This window comes from Okeania sp. SIO1H4, from assembly GCF_010672695.1.
GTDB lineage: Bacteria > Cyanobacteriota > Cyanobacteriia > Cyanobacteriales > Microcoleaceae > Okeania > Okeania hirsuta.
The window spans coordinates 1-20,230 of the sequence record NZ_JAAHGB010000067.1; the positions used below are offsets into that span (position 1 = coordinate 1).

The 20,230-nt window shown below is 34.9% G+C and carries 14 protein-coding genes and 2 pseudogenes; 5 read left to right on the forward strand and 11 right to left on the reverse strand.

Annotated features, from left to right (window positions below; genetic code table 11):
* The first annotated feature begins 819 nt into the window (after nt 1-819).
* Complete coding sequence (locus F6K06_RS27475; RefSeq protein ID WP_287288975.1) at nt 820-972, forward strand: hypothetical protein; 153 nt, start codon at nt 820-822, stop codon at nt 970-972.
* Between the two features lie 90 nt (nt 973-1,062).
* On the opposite strand, the gene F6K06_RS27480 is transcribed toward F6K06_RS27475, so the two are convergent.
* The 3 genes from F6K06_RS27480 to urtE form a co-directional block, all read right to left on the reverse strand.
* The gene (locus F6K06_RS27480; RefSeq protein WP_287243844.1) at nt 1,063-2,811 is read right to left on the reverse strand and encodes a hypothetical protein; all 1,749 of its coding nucleotides are present in this window, start codon (nt 2,809-2,811) and stop codon (nt 1,063-1,065) included.
* A 97-nt stretch (nt 2,812-2,908) separates the two neighbouring features.
* Entirely contained in the window at nt 2,909-4,123 is a 1,215-nt protein-coding gene (locus F6K06_RS27485) for an RNA-guided endonuclease TnpB family protein (RefSeq protein ID WP_124146040.1), read from the reverse strand.
* A 224-nt stretch (nt 4,124-4,347) separates the two neighbouring features.
* Nucleotides 4,348-5,100, reverse strand: coding sequence for an urea ABC transporter ATP-binding subunit UrtE (gene urtE, locus F6K06_RS27490; RefSeq protein WP_124146041.1), 753 nt, complete (start codon nt 5,098-5,100; stop codon nt 4,348-4,350).
* Between the two features lie 63 nt (nt 5,101-5,163).
* On the opposite strand from urtE, the gene F6K06_RS27495 reads away from it, so the two are divergent.
* The gene (locus F6K06_RS27495) at nt 5,164-5,658 is read left to right on the forward strand and encodes a hypothetical protein (protein ID WP_124146042.1); all 495 of its coding nucleotides are present in this window, start codon (nt 5,164-5,166) and stop codon (nt 5,656-5,658) included.
* Between the two features lie 75 nt (nt 5,659-5,733).
* Here the strand turns inward: F6K06_RS27495 and urtD are convergent, their stop codons facing one another.
* On the reverse strand, nt 5,734-6,483 hold the full coding sequence (urtD, locus tag F6K06_RS27500; RefSeq protein WP_287243847.1) for an urea ABC transporter ATP-binding protein UrtD: 750 nt from the start codon (nt 6,481-6,483) through the stop codon (nt 5,734-5,736).
* Nucleotides 6,484-6,744: 261 nt separating this feature from the next.
* Entirely contained in the window at nt 6,745-7,869 is a 1,125-nt protein-coding gene (gene urtC / locus F6K06_RS27505) for an urea ABC transporter permease subunit UrtC (protein WP_375339381.1), read from the reverse strand.
* A gap of 139 nt (nt 7,870-8,008) precedes the next feature.
* Here urtC and F6K06_RS27510 point away from each other — a divergent pair, with 139 nt between their 5' ends.
* Both F6K06_RS27510 and F6K06_RS34655 read left to right on the forward strand, forming a co-directional pair.
* The gene (locus F6K06_RS27510; RefSeq protein ID WP_124146044.1) at nt 8,009-8,257 is read left to right on the forward strand and encodes a DUF6888 family protein; all 249 of its coding nucleotides are present in this window, start codon (nt 8,009-8,011) and stop codon (nt 8,255-8,257) included.
* A gap of 52 nt (nt 8,258-8,309) precedes the next feature.
* A pseudogene (locus tag F6K06_RS34655) lies at nt 8,310-8,483 on the forward strand (hypothetical protein); the annotation flags it as partial.
* A 131-nt stretch (nt 8,484-8,614) separates the two neighbouring features.
* Here F6K06_RS34655 and F6K06_RS27515 read toward each other — a convergent pair.
* From F6K06_RS27515 to urtA, 3 genes are all read right to left on the reverse strand, one after another.
* On the reverse strand, nt 8,615-9,514 hold the full coding sequence (locus F6K06_RS27515; protein WP_287243849.1) for a MarC family protein: 900 nt from the start codon (nt 9,512-9,514) through the stop codon (nt 8,615-8,617).
* A 1,038-nt stretch (nt 9,515-10,552) separates the two neighbouring features.
* Nucleotides 10,553-11,710 carry a branched-chain amino acid ABC transporter permease gene (locus F6K06_RS27520; protein WP_124145670.1) on the reverse strand — a complete coding sequence of 386 codons (1,158 nt, stop codon included), beginning with the start codon at nt 11,708-11,710 and terminating at the stop codon, nt 10,553-10,555.
* A 773-nt stretch (nt 11,711-12,483) separates the two neighbouring features.
* Entirely contained in the window at nt 12,484-13,761 is a 1,278-nt protein-coding gene (gene urtA / locus F6K06_RS27525; RefSeq protein WP_124145669.1) for an urea ABC transporter substrate-binding protein, read from the reverse strand.
* 433 nt (nt 13,762-14,194) lie between these two features.
* Between urtA and F6K06_RS27530 the strand changes: the two genes are divergently transcribed.
* The gene (locus F6K06_RS27530) at nt 14,195-14,749 is read left to right on the forward strand and encodes an SGNH/GDSL hydrolase family protein (RefSeq protein ID WP_124145668.1); all 555 of its coding nucleotides are present in this window, start codon (nt 14,195-14,197) and stop codon (nt 14,747-14,749) included.
* Here F6K06_RS27530 and F6K06_RS27535 read toward each other — a convergent pair.
* The 3 genes and pseudogenes from F6K06_RS27535 to cobN form a co-directional block, all read right to left on the reverse strand.
* A pseudogene (locus tag F6K06_RS27535) lies at nt 14,744-14,959 on the reverse strand (cobaltochelatase subunit CobN); the annotation flags it as partial. The gene F6K06_RS27530 and the pseudogene F6K06_RS27535 sit on opposite strands and share 6 nt — an antisense overlap.
* 130 nt (nt 14,960-15,089) lie before the next feature.
* A complete protein-coding gene (locus F6K06_RS27540) occupies nt 15,090-15,191 on the reverse strand; it encodes a cobaltochelatase subunit CobN (RefSeq protein WP_124145666.1) in 102 nt (33 codons plus the stop codon).
* Nucleotides 15,192-15,394: 203 nt separating this feature from the next.
* Nucleotides 15,395-19,753 (reverse strand): cobaltochelatase subunit CobN, encoded by a 4,359-nt coding sequence (cobN, locus tag F6K06_RS27545; protein ID WP_287243851.1) that lies wholly within the window; start codon nt 19,751-19,753, stop codon nt 15,395-15,397.
* Nucleotides 19,754-20,230 lie beyond the last annotated feature (477 nt).

The window sequence follows — 20,230 nt, forward strand, 5'->3', positions numbered from 1 at the left end:
CTAGCTGGTCGGATTTTTGAAGATGAATATGATTTGGCGATGGCTGTTATAGAGGGTGTAGAAGCTCGCGCTCAACAAGACCAACATACCACAGAACGTTTTCTATTTAATTCTGCCTAGCTACTTATCAAATCCGGTAGCATCGGTGTAATTATTTGGGGATGGGGAGATGGGGAGATCGAGAAATATTTGGTAATGGTTGAAGATGAAACATTTTTTTATACCGAATTAAACGGATTTGAGATCAGAAGTAATCCCTGACGCTCGTTTGAGGATTTATCAATGTCCTAACCTATTTGCGTAGTGCTATAGTATACTAAAAATTATTTCAAGTAAAAAGAAATTCCATAGAACATCCCTAATATTATGTTTGTAGTTGGGCTTTAGCCCTTTAAATACTTACAGTGTGTTTCGTATCAGTGAGATACACCCGTAGCGGGCAAGATGCGCGCACTACAAAGACTTTATCATTAATATTTGTATCTCATATACCAGCAATCTGCTGTATCTTATTGCTCAAACCCAACTACAAGTTTAATTTAACTTTTCTACCGTAAACGTAGCTCCCCCGAAGGGAGAACATGATATAAAACCTAATATCATGTATGGTTGAATTATCCAGACTTGATGAACCTATCCCACTAATAGGATTTTTGCTAAAAAACCTAAATATTTTGAGAGTTAAAAATGAAAAATTAAGCTTTTCAAGAACATTTTACTTAAACAAATAAGCTTGTTAAAAATAGTGGAATAGGTCCAGATAAAGCCTAAAACCTATCACCTTCTTCATAGTAGGGACATTCCATAGAATATCCGGCGTTGGTAAAGCGCGTGTATGATATTAATCTTAATTCTTTAGGAGTCAACCCACCCGCGCGCCCCTCCCAAGAGGGGGAGTCAGGAGGACCGAGTCAGGAGGGAAGAAAGAAGAAGAAACCCCGAGTAAAAGGAGAAAGTTTTTTGGTCGCGTAAAGGTCACGGAGTTCTATCGCGATCTTATCCAGACATGATATCATACCTCAAATTACCAACGCCGAATATCCCTACAACCTACGACCTACTTCAACGTGGCCAATAAATTCTAGTACTAGCAGCAATATAACGAGCTACAGCAGCAGCACCATAACGATTTAGATGACTGGGGTCAAAGAAATATTCATTTTTGGCGAGTTGAGGCTGATATAAATTGAAATTTAGGAATGTAAAACTATTTTCTCTTGCTCGACTCTGCATCCACTGATGAAAGTCTTCTTCCGCAGACCAACGCACAGAATCTAAATAACTATCAGAAAGAGGTAAATTAACAAAGACTAAAGGAATATTGCGAGATTTAGTAAAATTAACAACGGAAGTTAAAGCTGTAGCCTGAGTACCCCCAAGATAAAAACCAGCATAGTCGCCATCATAAAGCCCTGCTACATAAGGTCGTCGCTGATAATAATAGGAAGGATTAAATCGCCCATCCATTGGTAGAAACCCATTAGCATCAATAGCATTGGCAACATCGGCGATCGCTACTGTTTGTACAGGTTGAGTAGAATATTGAGGATAAGATGTTAAGTTTGAGGAGTTTTGCGATAGGGGTTTATAAGAATATTGGGTAGTCTTAAAATAGTCAGGATAAAGAATATTAGAATTATTTCCTACTCCGGTATTTCCTCTGTTGGTATGCGTTCCCTCTGTTGCTGCAAGTTCCCATAGCAAGGTTTCCTTACCTGGCTCCCACTGCTTGCTTCTGTCACCGACGCGGAGTCCCACCGCTGTTGTCTGTTCGCTATAACTAACTTCCATTGCTTCTCCTCGCGATATCTCAAAAGGAGAGTATGGAGGTGCAAATACATTATAAGGTTTGGGAAACTGATAACAGGTAGAAGCAAAATTAGACTGAGCGCGAGGTAACTGAGGACGAACACCAGAAAGTAATTTTCTTTTTCCCTCAGAAGCAACAATTGAATTATAAGTTCGATCTACTCGTCCACTATTAAAAGCTCGTACTCCATCCGCCCAAATAATTAATTTTGGCAGTTGATTATTGCTCAAAAGTTGACGCAGTTGAAAGTCTACTACTCTAGCAGTTGCCCCATTAATGCTAAAGTTAAATATGTTTAACGGACGATAGCCTTTAGCTACTAAATATTGTTGTAGTTGTTGCGGATCGACCCCATATAAAGCACGGGAACTACCCACAATTAAAACATCTGGCGGACCGACAGTAGCAACGAAAGACAGATAAAGTTCTAACTGAGTGTCGAGAATATCACTATTGAAGGAAACAGGATTATACTGAGAACGTGCAGAAGCTGCTTGTTTTTGAGAGTAAGCTAAGTTTCTCATATACTCAGCAACTTTTTTCTCAGCAAAAGCACGTCTAGGGTTTCCTGGTGGTACAGCTTGCATCCAAGCAACTGCCTGTACCCATTCTTGGGCAACCTTATCCCACTGTTGTTTAGTTCTCGCGGACTGAGCTAACTGTGAGGCTTTTGTGGCAAACCTAACTGCTTGACTAAACGGGTCTACAGAAGCACATTGAGTAGCATTGGCATTTTGAGAGACTAGAGAAATTTTTGAGTTATTTTCTTTGGCGGAAGTTAAATCACAGTTATTAACTGATATAAGATTTTTCTCTGAGGTAGGAGATATTTTGCTCTGAAAATGTTGAGTGGGAATACATCCAACAGTTAGGGTTAGCAAAATAGTTGCCGTCAAAGATTTAAGTAAGCTAGATGAAAGTCTAGCATTATGGAATTGATTTTCTATATTTTGTTGCCAACTACGTTCAGGAGTGGCATCGGATGAATGGATTCTAGTCATCTAGACTCCTCTCCAAATCTATATATATATAATATTTGTGTTGACACTCGCCCGTTAAATCAGAGATTATAACAGGTGATTCTTGCTTCAAGAACTCTTAACTAGATAACAAATCAAACAAGTTGAGTTGTACCCCTGTCAGACCGTTTCCACAAGCTTTTTCTTTAACGGTATGCCCTACCGCTATCAATCCTCTATTCTTAATTATTTTTGCTGCAGCTACATCGCGATTTTCTTGATAATTACAATGGCTGCAATTATGCTTTCTATCAGAAAGTTTTTTCTTCCCTATATGACCACATTTAGGACATTCTTGAGAAGTATAATTTTTGTCTACTTTGGCGTAATACTTACCTCTTTTCCAGCAAATATAAGGCAATATTTCATTAATAAATTGACCGATACCAGAATCTAAAGATTTTTTTCTCACAATACCTTTAGACCAAGATTTGAAGTTAATATCTTCAACAAAAATATTATCTGTTAAATCGCAAATTTGATGGGCTAGTTTGAAATGCCAATCTCGTCTAGCATCAGCTATTTTTTCATGTAACTTAGCTATTGTGTTCTGAAGTTTTAACCAATTATTTGACCCCTTCTTTTTTTTCTTAAGTCTTCTTTGCAGCAATTTAAGCTCGCGCAGTTGACCTAACAAAAACTTAGGAGATTTGATTAACTTTCCTGTTGAAGTAGCAACAAAACTTTCGATTCCGGCATCAATACCTAATGACTTATTGCCTACGGGATTATCTGGAACTGACTCTGATGAAGAAAAGGTAATCATCAAATAATAACCAGTAGCTTTTCTAACTATCCTAGCTTGTTTAGCTTGAAAACTTTCTGGATATGGCCTACTTTGTTTAATTTTAATCCACCCTAGCTGAGGCAGTTTAACTCTACTATTACCTAGACAGTTTTTCAGCATTGCTGGAAAGACAAAGCTTCTCAACTTTTTCTTAAATCTAGGGAAGCCTTTACCAAGAGATTTCATCTCATAAAATGCTCGGTCTAAAGTTTTTAAAGTTTGTTGTAAAACTTGAGCATTAACTGATTTTAATCTAGGATGAATTTTCTTCGCTATTGTTAGGTTTTTAGCTTGATGATTGTAATTAGGATAAGGTGCATCAGCAGGGATAATATATTCAGTTAGGATTGAGCAACTATTAATTGCTACTTTCCTTGAACTTAACCAATCTTTACGCTCTCTCAGAGCATAATTATACACAGTTCTACAAACATCAAGAATCTGGTTTATTTCAGTTTCTTGTTGTTTGCTTGGTTTAAGTTTGTACTGGTAAGTTAAAGTAATCAAAGATTAAAAATCAAAGGTTAATAACTATCTATATTATAACTAATACTATTCAGTACTAGGATGCAAGCCAAGTATTTCTACGGCTTTCTGGGGTGGAACATAACTCATAATTCTATATTGACATATAAGACTTTATGTGAACAAATATTAGCAAATCAAGAATATTTAGTCAACCCCTACTGAGAGTAGAAATTATATGACTCACCAAGTAAACAAATTTGATATTAAACTGCTAAAAATTTTTGGATTACTTCTTGACTTAAATCTGTAGTATTTCCTGATGCCACAATTCCTCCTTTTTGCATTGCATAATATCGGTCTGCTTTACGCACAAAATGGAGATGTTGTTCTACTAATAAAACAGAAATACCTCTACTTTGAATAATATTTCTCACCGCTGTTTCTATCTCTAAAATAATAGAAGGTTGAATACCCTCAGTCGGTTCATCTAACAAAAGTAAATTAGGCTGACTCATCAATGCACGAGCGATCGCTAATTGTTGTTGTTGACCACCACTCAAATTTCCTCCCATCCTAGATAACATTGTTTTTAGAACAGGAAATAATTCAAATATTTCTTCGAGTATTTCATTTTTTCCTTTTCTATCTTCTTTTCTTGCTTCTAAACCAAGCAATAAATTTTCTTTGACTGTTAACCTAGGTATAATTTCTCTACCTTGGGGTACATAACCAATACCTAGACGAGCGCGTTGGTCTGGTCGGAGAGTGGCGATCGCTTTACCCCATAAATTAATTTTTCCTGTCCGTGGCCTGAGTAGTCCCATTACTGTTTTGAGTAATGTTGTTTTGCCCACTCCATTTCTACCGATTAAACATACCATTTCTCCAGGTTTTACGGTTAAATCAACATCGCGCAAAATATGACTTTCTCCATAAAATACATTTATATTAGATACTTGTAAGGTGGTATAATCAATTTGATTTTGTCCAGCTTGATTGGGTAGATTAAAATTCATAATTTTTTGATGTTTTTTGATTTTCTATTTTAATAAAGTAAAAACTATAGTGCTAGAGTAAAAATGACTATCATTGGAACTAGAGAAGCAGCTTTTTTGTTGGGTATTTGTTGTCAACGAGTGAGAGTACTTCTTGCTCAAGGTAGAATCAAAGGGGCTTACAAGCGTAAAGGATTCTGGCAGATTCCTCTATATAATAGAATGCCTGTTGTTATACCAGGAAAAAGAGGTCCTCAAGGTGTTTGGTGTAAGGGGCTACGACAAGCACCAACGAGGATTCATGTAAATCAAAGGAAAATTAAAGCTAATGGTAAGAGAATCAAAAACGATCCTCTGATGACTCCTGAACAACTGGTACCAGTAATCACTATGAAAGCAGGAGAGCGTAATGATTTGGGTTATCAAATGGAAATTCATGGTGAGTGCCGTATAGTATATCAGCCTTACAATCCTCTATCCTGCGGGGCAACTTTGTGGATAGAAACTCATTCTCCGGTGCAATTTGTGGATACTAAGTTTAATCCTTCAAAAGCAAGGCGACCTTATAGATATACCTGACTTTAAACATTTCAAGTTTTCAGTAAAACCAAGCGCGATACAATGTTTGGTAAAAATTCCTGTTGCTTGTTGCCTTCAGATTTTTTCAACAGCTCCTAAATAAACTTCGATAACTCTTGCATCATTCTGCACCTCATCCATAGTTCCTTCACAAAGTACAGAACCTTGATGTAAAACAGTTACTTTTTTGGCTATTTGACGCACAAATTCCATGTCATGTTCAATCACAATAATTGAATGACTGGCAGCCAAGTTTAACAAAAGAGAACCTATATTTTCTGTTTCTTCATCAGTCAAACCAGCTACGGGTTCATCTACTAATAATAGTTCGGGAGATTGAGCAACTAACATACCTATTTCTAAACGTTGTTTTTCACCATGAGATAAAAAAGCTGCTTTAATATTTGCTTTTCCAACTAAATTTATAGTTTCCAATAAACCAGCAACACTTCTAATTTCTGCGGAAGGAACTTTACGAAATAAAGTAGCAATTACTCCTTTATGGCGATTAATAACTAAATCTAAATTTTCTCTAACAGTTAAATTTAGATATACTCTAGGTGTTTGAAATTTACGCCCAATTCCCATACAAGCTATTTTATGTTCGGGAATTTTCATTAAATTATCACCTCTAAATAATACTTTTCCTATTGTTGGTTGAACTTTGCCAGTAATTACATCTAAAAAAGTAGTCTTTCCAGCTCCATTCGGACCGATAATAACTCGCAATTCACCAACATTTATAGTGAAATTGAGGTTATTTAGAGCCTTAAAGCCATCAAAACTAACAGTTAAATTTTGAATTTCTAAAATTTTTTCTACCACGGTTTTTATCAGTTATTAGTTATTAGTTATTAGTTATCAGTTATCAGTAGATATCTCCAACAATAAAAAATAAAATCAATTATCCCACAGAAATTATCAATTATTTCTCCCTTCTTCCTACTCCCTCTTTTCTGGAGATATCTAGTTATCAATTATACAGCAGATTTCATTGTGCTACTTTTGAACTTCAAATGGTATCAAAGGTAAGATAGCTGTACTACTTTTGAATTTCAAATGACTATCACAGGTAAGATAGCTGTATTACTTTTGACTTTTGACTTTTGACTTTTGACTTTCAAGAAGCGATCGCAACTTTAGCCAAGCATATTCTTGCCACCAACCGACTATTCCATTAGGTAATATTGTCACGACTAATAAAAATAACGCACCTTGAAAAAATAACCAGATTTGGGGAAATTGTTCGCTTAAAAAAGTACGTCCGAAATTAACTAATAATGTACCAATAATTGCACCGACTAAAGTTCCTCTACCTCCTACGGCAACCCAAATAACCATTTCAATTGAAAAAGCTACTTCCATATAACTAGGGGTAACAATACCACTTTGAACTGTATATAATGCTCCAGAAATTCCGGCAATGGCACCAGAAATAGCAAATACTAAAACTTTAAATTCGGTGGGATTATATCCAGAAAATCTTACTCTAGTTTCATCATCTCTAATGGCAATTAATAGACGACCAAATCTACCACTGGTTAGCCAACTACAAATTAAATAAGTGGCGATTAGACTAATAATTGTTACTTCATAAAATATTAATTGTGCTTGGTCAGACCCTGCTAAAATACCGAAAAATTTTTCTGTGTCTGTTTTTAAACCGTTTGTACCGTTGATTAATTTTTGTTGACCGTTGAAAAAGTTAAAAAATACAAGTAAAGCTGCTTGAGTAAGGATGGAAAAGTAGACTCCTTTAATTCGATTTTTAAATACTAGATAACCGAGAATTGCTGCCACAATAGCAGGGAAAATTATAATTGCTAAAATTGTGAGAGGAAAGGAGTGAAAAGGCTGCCAAAATAGGGGAAGTTTTTCTACACCATAAAGAGTGAAAAATTCTGGTAATTCTCCTTCTGACAATTGTAGTTTGAGGTGCATTGCTAAGGCATAACCTCCTAATGCAAAAAATATGCCATGACCTAAACTTAATAAGCCAGTATAACCCCAGATTAAATCTATGCCTAAAGCCACAATTGCTAGAGAGATAAAACGCCCTAATAATTTTAGTCTAAATCCTGGTAAAGTTAATGGCATTATGATGGCAAAGATTAAAGTTATTGCTGTTATTATGCCGATTTTAATTAATAATTTATGATGTTGATTTTTGATCATATTTGGGGAATAAGGAATATGGAGAATAGTAGACATATACAGTTAATTTAGTGCAAAATTTGTAGTAGATCGTTTCATCTTATACCAAATCTGATGAGAGTAAGGAGATATTCACAAAATTCAAAATCTTCGCCTGATAAAGATTTGAATATTTAGGTAATACCAAGCGTTATAAATGTTTGCTACAAGATGTGGCGATCGCTTTCTTTGTCTGATAACTAATGTTATTTGTTTAGTTTTTGGAGGAAAAATTATTCCTACACAAGCACAACTCTTACAATGTTATATCCTATCTTGTTGGGTAACAAAATTTTATTTACCAATTAACTTGATAAGATTAGATGAGCATAGTAAGAATATATTTATGTTAATTGAGGAAGATATTGAGATTCAAATTCAACCTAATGGTGAATGGAGCAAATGAATAAAAAACCTGATTTTAAAACTATGACTTCTCAAGAGTTAAAAATTATGTTTTATCTAATCAAGATGATGAAGAGGCTTTTTCTGCTTACATTTATCAAGTAAATCAAAGGAAAGATAGAGTAGTTTATCCACCTTTAAAATCATTAGAATATATGGATAAATATCCCGAAGTTATTGAACGAATGCGTCAGTATTCCAGGAATAATTTTTGGAAAAATACTTGATTTTTTTGTTTTGGTTTTTCTTTTGGAATCATAGAGCGATCGCCTTCTTTTCAGTTATCAATTATCAGTAGTCTAGTAAGGTGGGTTACATTTCATTAATGCACCCTACTGAATTTGATATTATTTCTTGGTTAGGATGTCAAAAGCGATCGAATTACTAAAACTTCCATTCTAATGGCTGTAAATATCCAGGTAATACCTAGAGAAAGCTGAACCATTCCTAACACCAGTCCTATAACTTTGAGAATTGATGGCTTCAACACCTTGAGAATTTGACGGGCATAAAGCATACTTAATAGGTTGAGTACCATAATCACCATTAACAATCCCAAAACCAAAACTTCATGGCCTATTACTTTCTTCAGAATGGACATGATGAGCATAACTATGGCAATTCCATAGGGGGTTAAGATTGTAGGAAAAATTAGGGGAGTAACAACTAAATCAAGGGATGGATTTTCTGGAGAAGATGGAGGGGGAGCAGCCGAGCCATACTGAGTCATTATGATTCCTAGTGAGACTAAAAACAGCACAATTCCTGCTGCCATCATTAGAGCAGAAATAGGGATTCCATATTTGTCCACTATTTCTATACCGACAAGGGAAATCAACATCACAACTAAGGTCGAAATCCAAAACCCACGAAATGCCATTTTCTTTCGGAGTGTATCATCAGCATTAGCAGTCAGACTCACAAAAATAGGTACAATTTTGAGTGGCCCAAGAGTCAAAAAGAAGATAGTGAAGACAGAAGAAATACTTCCTTTCCTAGCCTTACTGATATATTCGCGTATAAGTGTTGTACCATCCACATCTTGAATAATTGCCTCATCTGTTTTTTTGCTGGCTTCTGAAGGTTGTAAAGTTTGCGCTAACATTACACTATCTCCTGGCGAGGCTGTTGCCATTGGGGTAGGGGAGGAGGTAAATATCATCAGCAGGTTACAAACTACCACCACAAAAATGATCAAGCGGGAGACGACTGCCCTGAAGGTACTGAGAAGTTGTTGTATTTGTCTACATTGTCTCATAAGTTTTTTTATTATAACTAACGTTTCTTTTTTATATTGAGAGTATCACAGGGAATATCATACTTAATTGATAAGTTCAGTAGTAGACTGACACAGCTAAAACGGCGTTGGTAAATCAAGAGATGAAACTTTAAGAGTAATCTGTTTCTGATACCTCTAAATATCTAACCAGAGTAAGTGATGGTATCACCCCTAGTAGAAAATCATCTTACCAATTACCAACGCCTAAAACTGTGCAATAGATTTTTGTTTCTAGGTGTCTCGATCTCCCCATCCCCCCCACCTCCCATCTCTCATCTAAATTTAATCCACGTCAACAAGAATGGTCTCATCATTTTTAATGGAGTTCTTACGGGACAAAAATTGAAGGTATAACTGCTGTTAGTCGAGCTACAGTTACAGCTTTAAGAACTAATAATCCGGTAGAGTTGCTGCTAGAAAACTTTGGGTAGCTGTTGGTTGGCATCCTCCTTTAGATTAGACCTTTTCAACAATCAAAAATAATATCAATTATTATCTATTAAGTTATCAATAAAGTTCCATAGTTTTGAGGTAAGCATTCAGCTATTAGCAGTTAGCAGTCAGCTCCTAGCAATAAAAATGAATGAAGCCAGCGTTTTTTTAACTTCTACTAAATTTTCAGGCGTTGCTGAGTGGTAATGATTTTGAGATTAACTTTGGGCACAAAACATCAGTTTTTCAATTTGACCTTCAGCTAATAGACATCTCCAAGAATCAAAAATCAATATCTATATCCCAAAGAAATTATCAATTCTTTACGCCTACAGCAAAGCTGCCTACTGCCTACTCCCTATGGGTGGAGTAGATGTCTAATTATCATTACATTTAAGCAACGCCAATTTTCAACCATAAATCTGAGTTATTAAACCATATAATTTGTGGCAGGAAATTATAGATGTATCTCAAAAGCTGTTAACGTTAGCGTTAGCGAAGCTCCTCTGAAAGAGGCAGCTCCTCTGAAAGAGGCTAGCTGTTAGCTGACTGCTGAATGCTTACCATTAGCTTCTTTATCAATTATCAATTATCCATTCGACCTTTTTGTGGAAATAGTCCTGCTGGTTTAACTTGTAAAAAGACAATAATTAAAGCAAATACTGTTACTTTTGCCATGCTGGTAGTTGCCAAAAAATTGAAGAAGTCAGTCAAAAATTTTAGACTTTCTATATTTCCCAAAATTAAAGCTATAGTTCCTGAACCAATTAAATAATTTGTAATGCCAATTCCCATAGCAGCAATAACAGTACCAAATAAATTACCTACTCCACCAACGACTACTACCATAAAAGCATCTACTATATAATTTTGCCCTGTATTTGGACCGACTGAACCTAATAAAGTAATTGCGCAACCAGCAATTCCAGCTAACCCCGAACCCAAAGAGAATGTAATAGCATCAACCCGGTCTGTTGGAATACCCAAACAAGCACTCATGCTTCTATTTTGAGTGACAGCTTTAATTCTTAAACCCCAATTTGATTTATTCAAAAATAAGTAAATACCTAGCAAACTTATAGCAGTTAATATAATGATAAAAATCCGAGAATAGGGTAATTGAAACTCACCAATAGGTAATCCACCTTGTAACCAAACAGGAGCAGTAACATCAACATTTCTAGAACTAAACCAAGGTTTGGTTAATCCAGGACTTGTCAATAAAAATCCCAAAGTAGTAGCGATCGCTAAAGACAGGAAACAAATAATTGCTATTGCTAAATTTTTAATTTTTTCCCAATCATAGCGACGTTTTTTGAGGAAGTAAAGACTGCCAAAATAAAACAGACAAAAAACTGTTATGCCAATAATTAAGACTCCATTTACACTGCGGACAAATTGACGCAAAATCAGACTAACTCCCCAAGTTGCTAATAGAGTTTCTAAAGGTCTGCCATAGAGAAAACGTATCACCCCTTTTTCTAAAATTAAACCAGCGATCGCTACGACTATAAAGGCAATAGGAATGGCGAAAAAAATATAAATATTAGAAATAGGTTCACCTATGCTATTACAAATATTTTGAACTACGAAAGTAGTATAAGCACCTAACATCATTAATTCACCATGAGCTAAGTTAATTACTCCCATTAGTCCAAAAATAATGGCTAATCCTAGAGCGACAATTAGTAAGACTGAACCAATACTTATACCGTTAAATATGGCGATTAATAATTCTTGCATTTTAATTAAGGTAAGGAAGAGGGAAGAAGGAAGAAGGAAGAAGGAAGAGATAAGAGGGAAGAAGGGAAAATAAAATCAGGTAAATAATGACAAGATATTAGTCAGTTATCGGATCAAACGGAGCCACTTCTAATCAGAAATTTCCAGCTTTCCTTTTTTTCCGTTTTTTTTGATAATTACTCCAGAATTATAAATAGGAAAAAGACAACAATAAATCAAGGCAAATAATGATATAGATAGGTCATTTCTCGGATTAAACAGATGAAACCGAGCCACTTCTAATCAGAAATTTCCAGCTTTTATTTTCTTCCGTTATGATAATTATTCCAGAATCAGAAAGAAAGAAGAAGGAAGAATAAATTTAATAGTCATCAATTAGAATTAAAGGAATTTTCAAGTTGAGAAAGTAGAAGTTTTTAGGATTTTTCGCGAATAATTAAAGTTGAACACCTCTTCTTAGCTGCGCCACTATCTGTCGCCCTACAAAGAGAGAAAATTATTTTAGTCAATCATATCAATTTTCAGGAAAGGTAATAGTTAATTATTAATTATTAATTTTTTGGCTAACACTTAACAAAGAGCAGGGAATAAAGTAAATAATTAATATTAAACTCAACTTTACCATCCGAGAAAGCGCTGTAATTAGTGAGCTATTTAGACCAACTAATTACAGCACACAAAATTAGATATTTTGTAGAAACATTAAACCTACATATTTATCCACCACTCGTACAAAATTCTACTCTAATTTCTGACTTATAGCCAAAGACTTATTATATCTTGTATTTACCACCTTTATTAGGGTCACTCCAGTCACAAGCAAACCCCTTAGTTGCTGGAACAAATTGATTCCAAGGTATAGGTTTAATAGCTCCTTCAGTAGACCAAACTATATTAAATAAACCATCATCACGAACTTGACCTATTCTCACAGTTTTAGAAATATGATGATTAGCATTCATAGTAACCAAACCTTCAGGAGCATCAAAAGTTTGTCCGATAGCTGCCATCCTTACCGCATCTAAATTATCAGTAGTACCAGCTTTTTCCACTGCTTGTTTCCAAAGATAAACCATAATATAAGCAGCTTCCATCGGGTCATTTGTTACTCGGTCTGCACCATATTTTGCCTTAAAATCTGCCACCCATTTTTTATTAGCTTCTGTCTCAACAGTTTGGAAATAATTCCAAGCAGCATAATGACCTATAAGAAACTCCTTACCAATTTGTCTAACTTCTTCCTCAGCAATACTCACCGACATAACTGGATATTGTTCCGGAGTCAGACCAGCACCTTTCAACTGTTTAAAAAAGGCAACATTACTATCACCATTAAGACTATTAAAAATCACTCCACCATTAGGTAAAGCCTGTTTAATCTTAGTAATAATCGGAGTAACTTCCGTATTTCCTAAAGGTAAATAATCTTCACCAACAGTAGTACCACCTTTAGCTTTTAACTGCTCCTTAATAATCGTATTTGCAGTACGAGGAAAAACATAATCAGAACCAACTAAGAAAAATTCCTTTCCCTTATTTTCTAACAACCAATCTACAGCAGGTTCAATTTGTTGATTAGGAGCAGCACCCGTGTAAAAAATATTTTTCGAGCATTCTTGACCCTCATATTGCACCGGATACCAAAGCATATGATTCTTAGATTCAAAAACAGGCAAAACAGACTTCCGAGAAGCAGAAGTCCAACAACCAAAAACAGTAACTACCTGGTCTTGGTCAATAAGTTTATTAGCCTTTTCAGCAAAAGTAGGCCAGTCAGAAGCACCATCTTCTACAATTGCTTCTATTTGCTTACCTAATACACCACCAGCAGCATTTATTTCCTCAATAGCTAACTTTTCCGCTTCAACTACCGTAGTTTCGCTAATTGCCATTGTGCCACTGAGGGAATGGAGAATACCCACTTTAATTGTGTCAGCCCCAGATGTAGTGTTAGTGTTATTAGCACCACCACAAGCTTTGAGAAAAATACTCGTACCTAGAGCAGCAGAACTATAAATTAAAAATTTCCTGCGTTCTAATCCTTTAGCCATAACAAAAATACTTCACTATAATTAATTTCAAACTTAACTTTACCAGGACTTAGGCACTTTTTAAGTTCCAAACACTATATATCTATAACGTTATAGTTTTTTCTCACTAGACTAGATATATAGATAGTGTTTTTGAGTAAAACCCTCAGTATAGCCATCATTACTCAATAGTTGTCATTTTTGCCTTCTATTACTTCTTGCTAAGATTAGTTTAACTTTGATTTTAGCGTTGATGAATTATGAACAAAAACAAATTGATAATTATCTGTTTATCAATAATTATATTAGTTTCAGTAGGGCTGAATTTCCTATTTTTTAGGAGTAGGAATTATTATTTACAATTAAACTCTCTACAATTAAATCCACTTGCCATAAAATATTATCCGATTGATACTAATCCCAAAGAGGCTAAAAATCTCAATCAAAAAAAACTATATTTTTTTTTGGAGATTCTCGTGCCCGTGGTTGGAATTCACCTAAAGGTTTTGATGATTTTAATTTTGTTAATCGAGGAATTTATGGGCAAACTACAGGGCAAGTTTTAGGAAGATTGAATCAACATCTAAAACCTTTATCTCCGGATATTGTGATAGTTCAAGTTGGTGTGAATGATTTATACAGAATTCCAATATTTCCTGAGAATAAAGAGATAATTATTTATGACTGTAAATCAAATGTCAAAGAAATTGTCAAGCAATCTCGTCAGCTTGGTGCGGTTGTGATTCTGACAACTATTTTTCCTATTGCTGAAGTGCCACTTGAGAGAAAACTTTTTTGGTCGCCGGATGTAGAGTTAGCTATTAAGGAAGTGAATGATTTTATTTATTCTTTGGAAAACAAGGATGTGATAATTTTCGATACAAAAGCGATTTTGGCAAATGAACAAGGAAAAGTTAAGGAAGAATATAGTAGAGATTTTCTTCATCTTAATCGGGCAGGATATAAAGCATTCAATGAAAAATTAATGCCTATTTTGAAAAGGTTATAGATTTGGTTGAATTTGAATATAGCAATTTTCGTACTGATAAGGTGTAAAATTAGTTTGTTTTAGCAAAAAAAAATCATAAAAAATCGCCTGTAATTTATCTAAGATTTTTTGATTAGCTGACTGCCATAAACCTCGTTGATTTGCTTCTAATAATCTTTCTGCCATATCTCGCAATGCCCAAGGATTTTTTGAATGAAAAAGTTGGGTAACAATGACAAAATATGACTTTACTTTCTAATAAAATTTTCAACTATTTCTGCATACAAATTACTTCTGAATTCTCAATTCATAATTCTCAATTGCTTAAGTGAGCGATCGCCTGCAATTTTTCCAACATTTTTTAATTAGCTGACTGCCAGAAACCTCGTTGACTTGCTTCTAATAATCTTTCTGCCATATCTCGCAATGCCCAAGAATTTTTTGAATGACAAGGTTGGTTCAATAATTAATAATTAACAATTAATAATTAATAATTACCTCTTCTTTTTCAGAATAGGATTGTTTAAAAGATTTTTTTTTCTCCTTGAAAGGAGAAGCTTTCCACCTTAATTTTTCGGCAAAAATGACAAAGTTTGACTTGACTTTCTAATAAAATTTTCAACTATTTATGGGTACAAGTTACTTCTGAATTCTGAATTCTGAATTCTAAATTCTGAATTCTAAATTCTCAATTATTCCTTCTGCCTCTAGAGCGATCGCCTGTAATTTATCTAAGATTTTTTGATTAGCTGACTGCCATAAACCTCGTTGATTTGCTTCTAATAATCTTTCTGCCATATCTCGCAATGCCCAAGGATTTTTTCCTTGAATAAATGATTGTACATTCTCATCAAAAATATAAGTTTCTGCTACTCCTTGATACATAAAATCTTCTACACATTTTGCTGTAGCATCGTAGGCAAATAAATAATCTATTGTGGCTGCCATTTCAAAAGCTCCTTTATAACCATGACGCATTACTCCAGCTATCCATTTAGGGTTAACTACTCTGGAACGATAAACCCTAGCAATTTGTTCTTTCAATTGTCGAACTTTGGGATTTTCTGCCATGGAATTATCGCCAAAATAAGTATGAGGATTTTTGCCAGTTAAAGCACGAACTGCAACGGTCATTCCTCCTTGAAATTGATAATAATCATCTGAATCTAATAAGTCATGTTCTCTATTGTCTTGATTATGCAAAACTATCTGCATTTCTTTAAGACGTTGAGAAAATGCTTTGGGAGAATTTATTGCTCTAGCTTCCTGGTTATAACTATTATTAATTCCTGTATAAGCATAGCCACTCCAATTAATATAAGCTCTGGCTAAATCTTGGTCATCTTGCCAATTTTGAGATTCGATTAAACCTTGTAAACCTGCACCATAAGCTCCTGGTTTAGAGCCAAATATTCGATAATGGGAACGTGCTTTTGCCTGAGTTTCTGTTAATCCTAATTCTTGCCAATATTTGACTTCTTTTTTAACTTGAGCAGCTAAAGGATTTTCTGTTTCAGGTTCATCTAAATTAGCCACAGCAATAACAGCTTGGTCGAATAAATCGATAATATTAGGAAAAGCATCTCTAAAGAAACCAGAAATTCTTAAAGTTACATCTACACGGGGTCTTCCTAATATTGAAACTGGCAAAATTTCAAAGTCGATAACTCTTCGAGAAGGTCTATCCCAAACAGGTTTTACACCTAATAAAGCAAGTGCTTCGGCAATATCATCTCCACCAGTTCGCATCGTGGAAGTTCCCCATACTGATAACCCTAAAGTTTGAGGATATTCGCCATTTTCTTGAGTGTATCTTTCGATTAAATTTTCTGCTGCTAATTGTCCTACTCTCCAAGCAGTTTCTGTAGGAATGGCGCGAATATCTACAGAGTAAAAATTCCGACCTGTAGGTAAAACGTCTGGTCTACCTCTTGTAGGAGCGCCAGATGAACCACTAGGGATATATTTGCCATCTAATCCTATTAATAAGTTGATAATTTCTTGGTCTGTTTTTTGCAGAGAAGGTAGAAGTTTTTGACGAATCCATTCTAATTCTTTATTTGTCTGTTGGAAGGGAGAGTTAATCTGATTTTGGTTAATTAAATTTTCGACTAAATTAGCTGCTTTTTGTTCGAGTAACTCCACAGCATCACCCACAGTACGACAGACTTTTCCATCCATAATTAAATTCTCATCAATAATTGTAGAAAAGTCATCTGTGAGAGGGTCAAAATCCAAATTCAAATCTTCAGCTAAAGCGCGAGTCAAACCCAAACGAGTAGTACTAGGATGACGAGTGATCGCTATGATTAAATCTCGTAGTTGTCGCTCTTGAGGACATTGTCCAAATATATGTAAACCATCCCTTATTTGTGCTTCTTTTAATTCACAAAGATAGCCATCTGCATTAGTGATTAATTCGGAAAATCTAGTATTTTCATCCTTTTCAATTTTCTCTCTTTTTTTTAAGGGGAGTTGGGGAGAATCTAAATCTTTGAGCAAAAAGCAGAAATCTTGGTTCAAAGATTCTAATTCTATGAAAAACTTATCCCTATTTTTGGAAGAAGGTGAAAGGGAATCTAAATCTTGGGGAAAAAAGGATAAATTTTGGTTTAAAGCTTCTACTTCTATGAAAAATTTATCCCTACTTTGAAACGAAGACTCGGAGAAATCTAAATCTTTGGGTAAAAAGGATAAATCTTGATTCAAAACTTCTACTTCTATAGAAAATTTTTCCCTACTTGGGAAAGAAGACGAAGAGGAGTCTAAATTATTTCCCAAAAATGATAAATCTTTATCCAAACCTTCTGTTTCTATCAGATTAATAATCCGATCGCGAATCACAGATAACCGAGATGGGTCTAAATTTTGTGCTTCATAATATTCGTCAATTAAAGTTTCTAATTGTTGCAAAGGGCCATAAAGTTCTGCACGGGTCATGGGTGGTGTTAAATGGTCAATAATTACAGCTTGAGACCTCCGTTTAGCTTGAGAACCTTCCCCTGGATCGTTAACAATAAAAGGATAAAAATGTGGCAAAGCACCGAGAGCTATTTCTGGAAAACATTCTTGAGATAAACCGACACTTTTACCGGGCAACCATTCTAAATTTCCATGTTTTCCCACATGAATAATTGCATCTATTTGAAATTTTTCTCTCAACCAATAATAGAAAGCTAGATAATTAGGGGTAGGTTCTAAATCTGGAGCATGATAATTTAAACTGGGGTCGATATCGTAACCCCGCGAAGGTTGAATACCAACAAAAATATTTCCTAGCTGAATACCTGGAATAGGAAAATTATCTATTTCTTTTACCTCACTATCTTTCTGAAATTCTGAAAAATTACTAGAAATATATTTTTCCAAAGATGGCGGAATTTTTGTGGAATTAATCTGTACATCAGTGGCAAAATTTTCGTCGTTTTCTTTTTTCTGATTATCTTTCTGAAATTCTGAAAAATTACTAGAAACATCTTTTTCTAAAGATGGCGGAATTTTTGTGGAATTAATCTGTACATCAGTGGCAAAATACGTGTTTGCCATGACAAAATCTCTGTCATTTATATTTCCCCATCTCTGAATAATTTTTTCTTGTACAACCTGTGGCAAACTAGCAAAATATGTTTCAAATTCTGCCAAGGATAAAGACTGGAAAACAGGACGTAATTCACGACTTTCCAAATCGTTTTTTACCCCCGAAGTTAGACATTTAATTAACTCATCCCCTGTTGCTGGAATATTTTCCAAATAATAACCAGCTTGTTGTAAAGCTTGAAGAATTTCTACACAACTAGCAGGAGTATCTAACCCGACTCCATTAGCAAGACGACCGTCACGATTAGGATAATTTGCTAATATTAATGCGATGCGACGTTGAGATGCTGGAGTTTGTCGTAACTTTATCCAATTAGCAGCTAATTCTGACACAAATTCAATCCTATCTTGAACCGGAAAATAACTAATTACATCTGTTTCTAAATCCGAATTCCAAGTTTGAACCGCCTTAAAAGAAATTGCCCGACTAATAATATTTCCATCTACTTCTGGCAGTGCAATATTCATTGCCACATCCCGTGGCGAAAGACCTTGAAACTGACTTTCCCACTGCTCAAAATTTCCACCACTAAAAATTACTTGTAAAACTGGAATGTCTAAATTTTTTCCCTGTCTTAGCAAGGGTGGGTTAGGAGATTTTTCCAGTGCAAAATCTTGATTATTCACAACAGAGACAGCAAAACTGGTCGTGTTTAACAATAATTGAATTGCTTCAGCATTTTCAGGTTGAAAATATTCCAATATTTCTCCCTGTACTTCTACATCTCTAGGAGAAGAAACAAAGACTGGTACAGGTTCTAAATTTTTTTCTATTAAAGCTTGGCAAAGAGCATCTATAGGAGCAACATTTCCAGATAGATAATGAGCGCGATAGAATAATATTCCGATTTTTGCTTTTGTGGTTTGCTCTTCTTTTTGCCAAGGATAAATTCCGACTCGCGACACTGGTATAGGTAAGGCAAAATCATAATCTTTTCCCAGACAAATATTAGCGATAAACTTGAGACCATTAACAAAATTATCTACCCCACCTTCTATTAAATATTGCCAGAATTGATTAACTAGAGAAATTGAAACATTAGAATGACTAATTAAATCTGGATATGGGCGGTTATCTCCAGGAATTACTATTAGTTTTGCCCCTTCTTTTTCGATCGCTTCTAGCAAGACTTCCAAACCATAAGACCAATAGGAGCGCCCCCCTAAAAGTCGAACAATAATTACTTTTGCCTTAGATAAAATATCATCAGCATAAGTATCAATAGTTAACTGTTGTTGTAAGTGAAGTAAATTAGCAACTCGTAGTTGTGGAAAATCAAAAGGTAACTTATTAACTGCTGCTGCTAATGTTTGAATATCCGTATCTGCTGCTGTTAAAAATATTATTGGTGCGGGAGTTTGTTCGATAAAAATTACCCCTTCTGCTTGAGGGTTCCAACCACCAGGAGTAGCTGCTATTCGGTGCATATATTTGTATTGTTGAAAAAGCCTAATAATATTACCATAAACTTTCCTTCTTGTACCAAATAAAAAGGAAGAAGTTAAGCATTTGAAGCAAAAGGAGAATATGTTGATAGTAAACCATATCAACCGAAGAGTGCTTATGGGTCTTATCCAATGGGAATGGATGGCAGACCTTTACCTAGAGGTGCAGGATTTAAAGTTTATGAAATTAAGGTGTTAAATGAATAGATATTAGTTGTTTGTCACAATGCAAAATGTGCCACTTCTAGTCTCTTCCCTCACCCAAGTCAGAAAAATTTCTAGCTTTTCCCCTCTACTATTTATTTGAGAGGAAAAAATTTGCCACCTCTAGTCTCTCCCTTTGCCCTAGTCAGAAAAATTCCTACCTTTTCCCTTCTACTATTTATCTGAGAGGAAAAAATTTGCTTGCTTGAGTTCTGTGTTAGGAGAAAGTTAGAGAAAATTTCTATATTTTTGACT

Excerpts from the sequence above, each read along its gene's own strand:
- cobN (WP_287243851.1), bottom strand. The coding sequence starts at position 19,753 with ATGCACCGAATAGCAGCTACTCCTGGTGGTTGGAACCCTCAAGCAGAA.
- F6K06_RS27515 (WP_287243849.1), bottom strand. The coding sequence starts at position 9,514 with ATGAGACAATGTAGACAAATACAACAACTTCTCAGTACCTTCAGGGCA.
- F6K06_RS27480 (WP_287243844.1), bottom strand. The coding sequence starts at position 2,811 with ATGACTAGAATCCATTCATCCGATGCCACTCCTGAACGTAGTTGGCAA.
- urtA (WP_124145669.1), bottom strand. The coding sequence starts at position 13,761 with ATGGCTAAAGGATTAGAACGCAGGAAATTTTTAATTTATAGTTCTGCT.
- urtE (WP_124146041.1), bottom strand. The coding sequence starts at position 5,100 with ATGAATTTTAATCTACCCAATCAAGCTGGACAAAATCAAATTGATTAT.
- F6K06_RS27510 (WP_124146044.1), top strand. The coding sequence starts at position 8,009 with ATGTTTGCTACAAGATGTGGCGATCGCTTTCTTTGTCTGATAACTAAT.
- F6K06_RS27495 (WP_124146042.1), top strand. The coding sequence starts at position 5,164 with ATGACTATCATTGGAACTAGAGAAGCAGCTTTTTTGTTGGGTATTTGT.
- F6K06_RS27520 (WP_124145670.1), bottom strand. The coding sequence starts at position 11,710 with ATGCAAGAATTATTAATCGCCATATTTAACGGTATAAGTATTGGTTCA.
- urtC (WP_375339381.1), bottom strand. The coding sequence starts at position 7,869 with ATGTCTACTATTCTCCATATTCCTTATTCCCCAAATATGATCAAAAAT.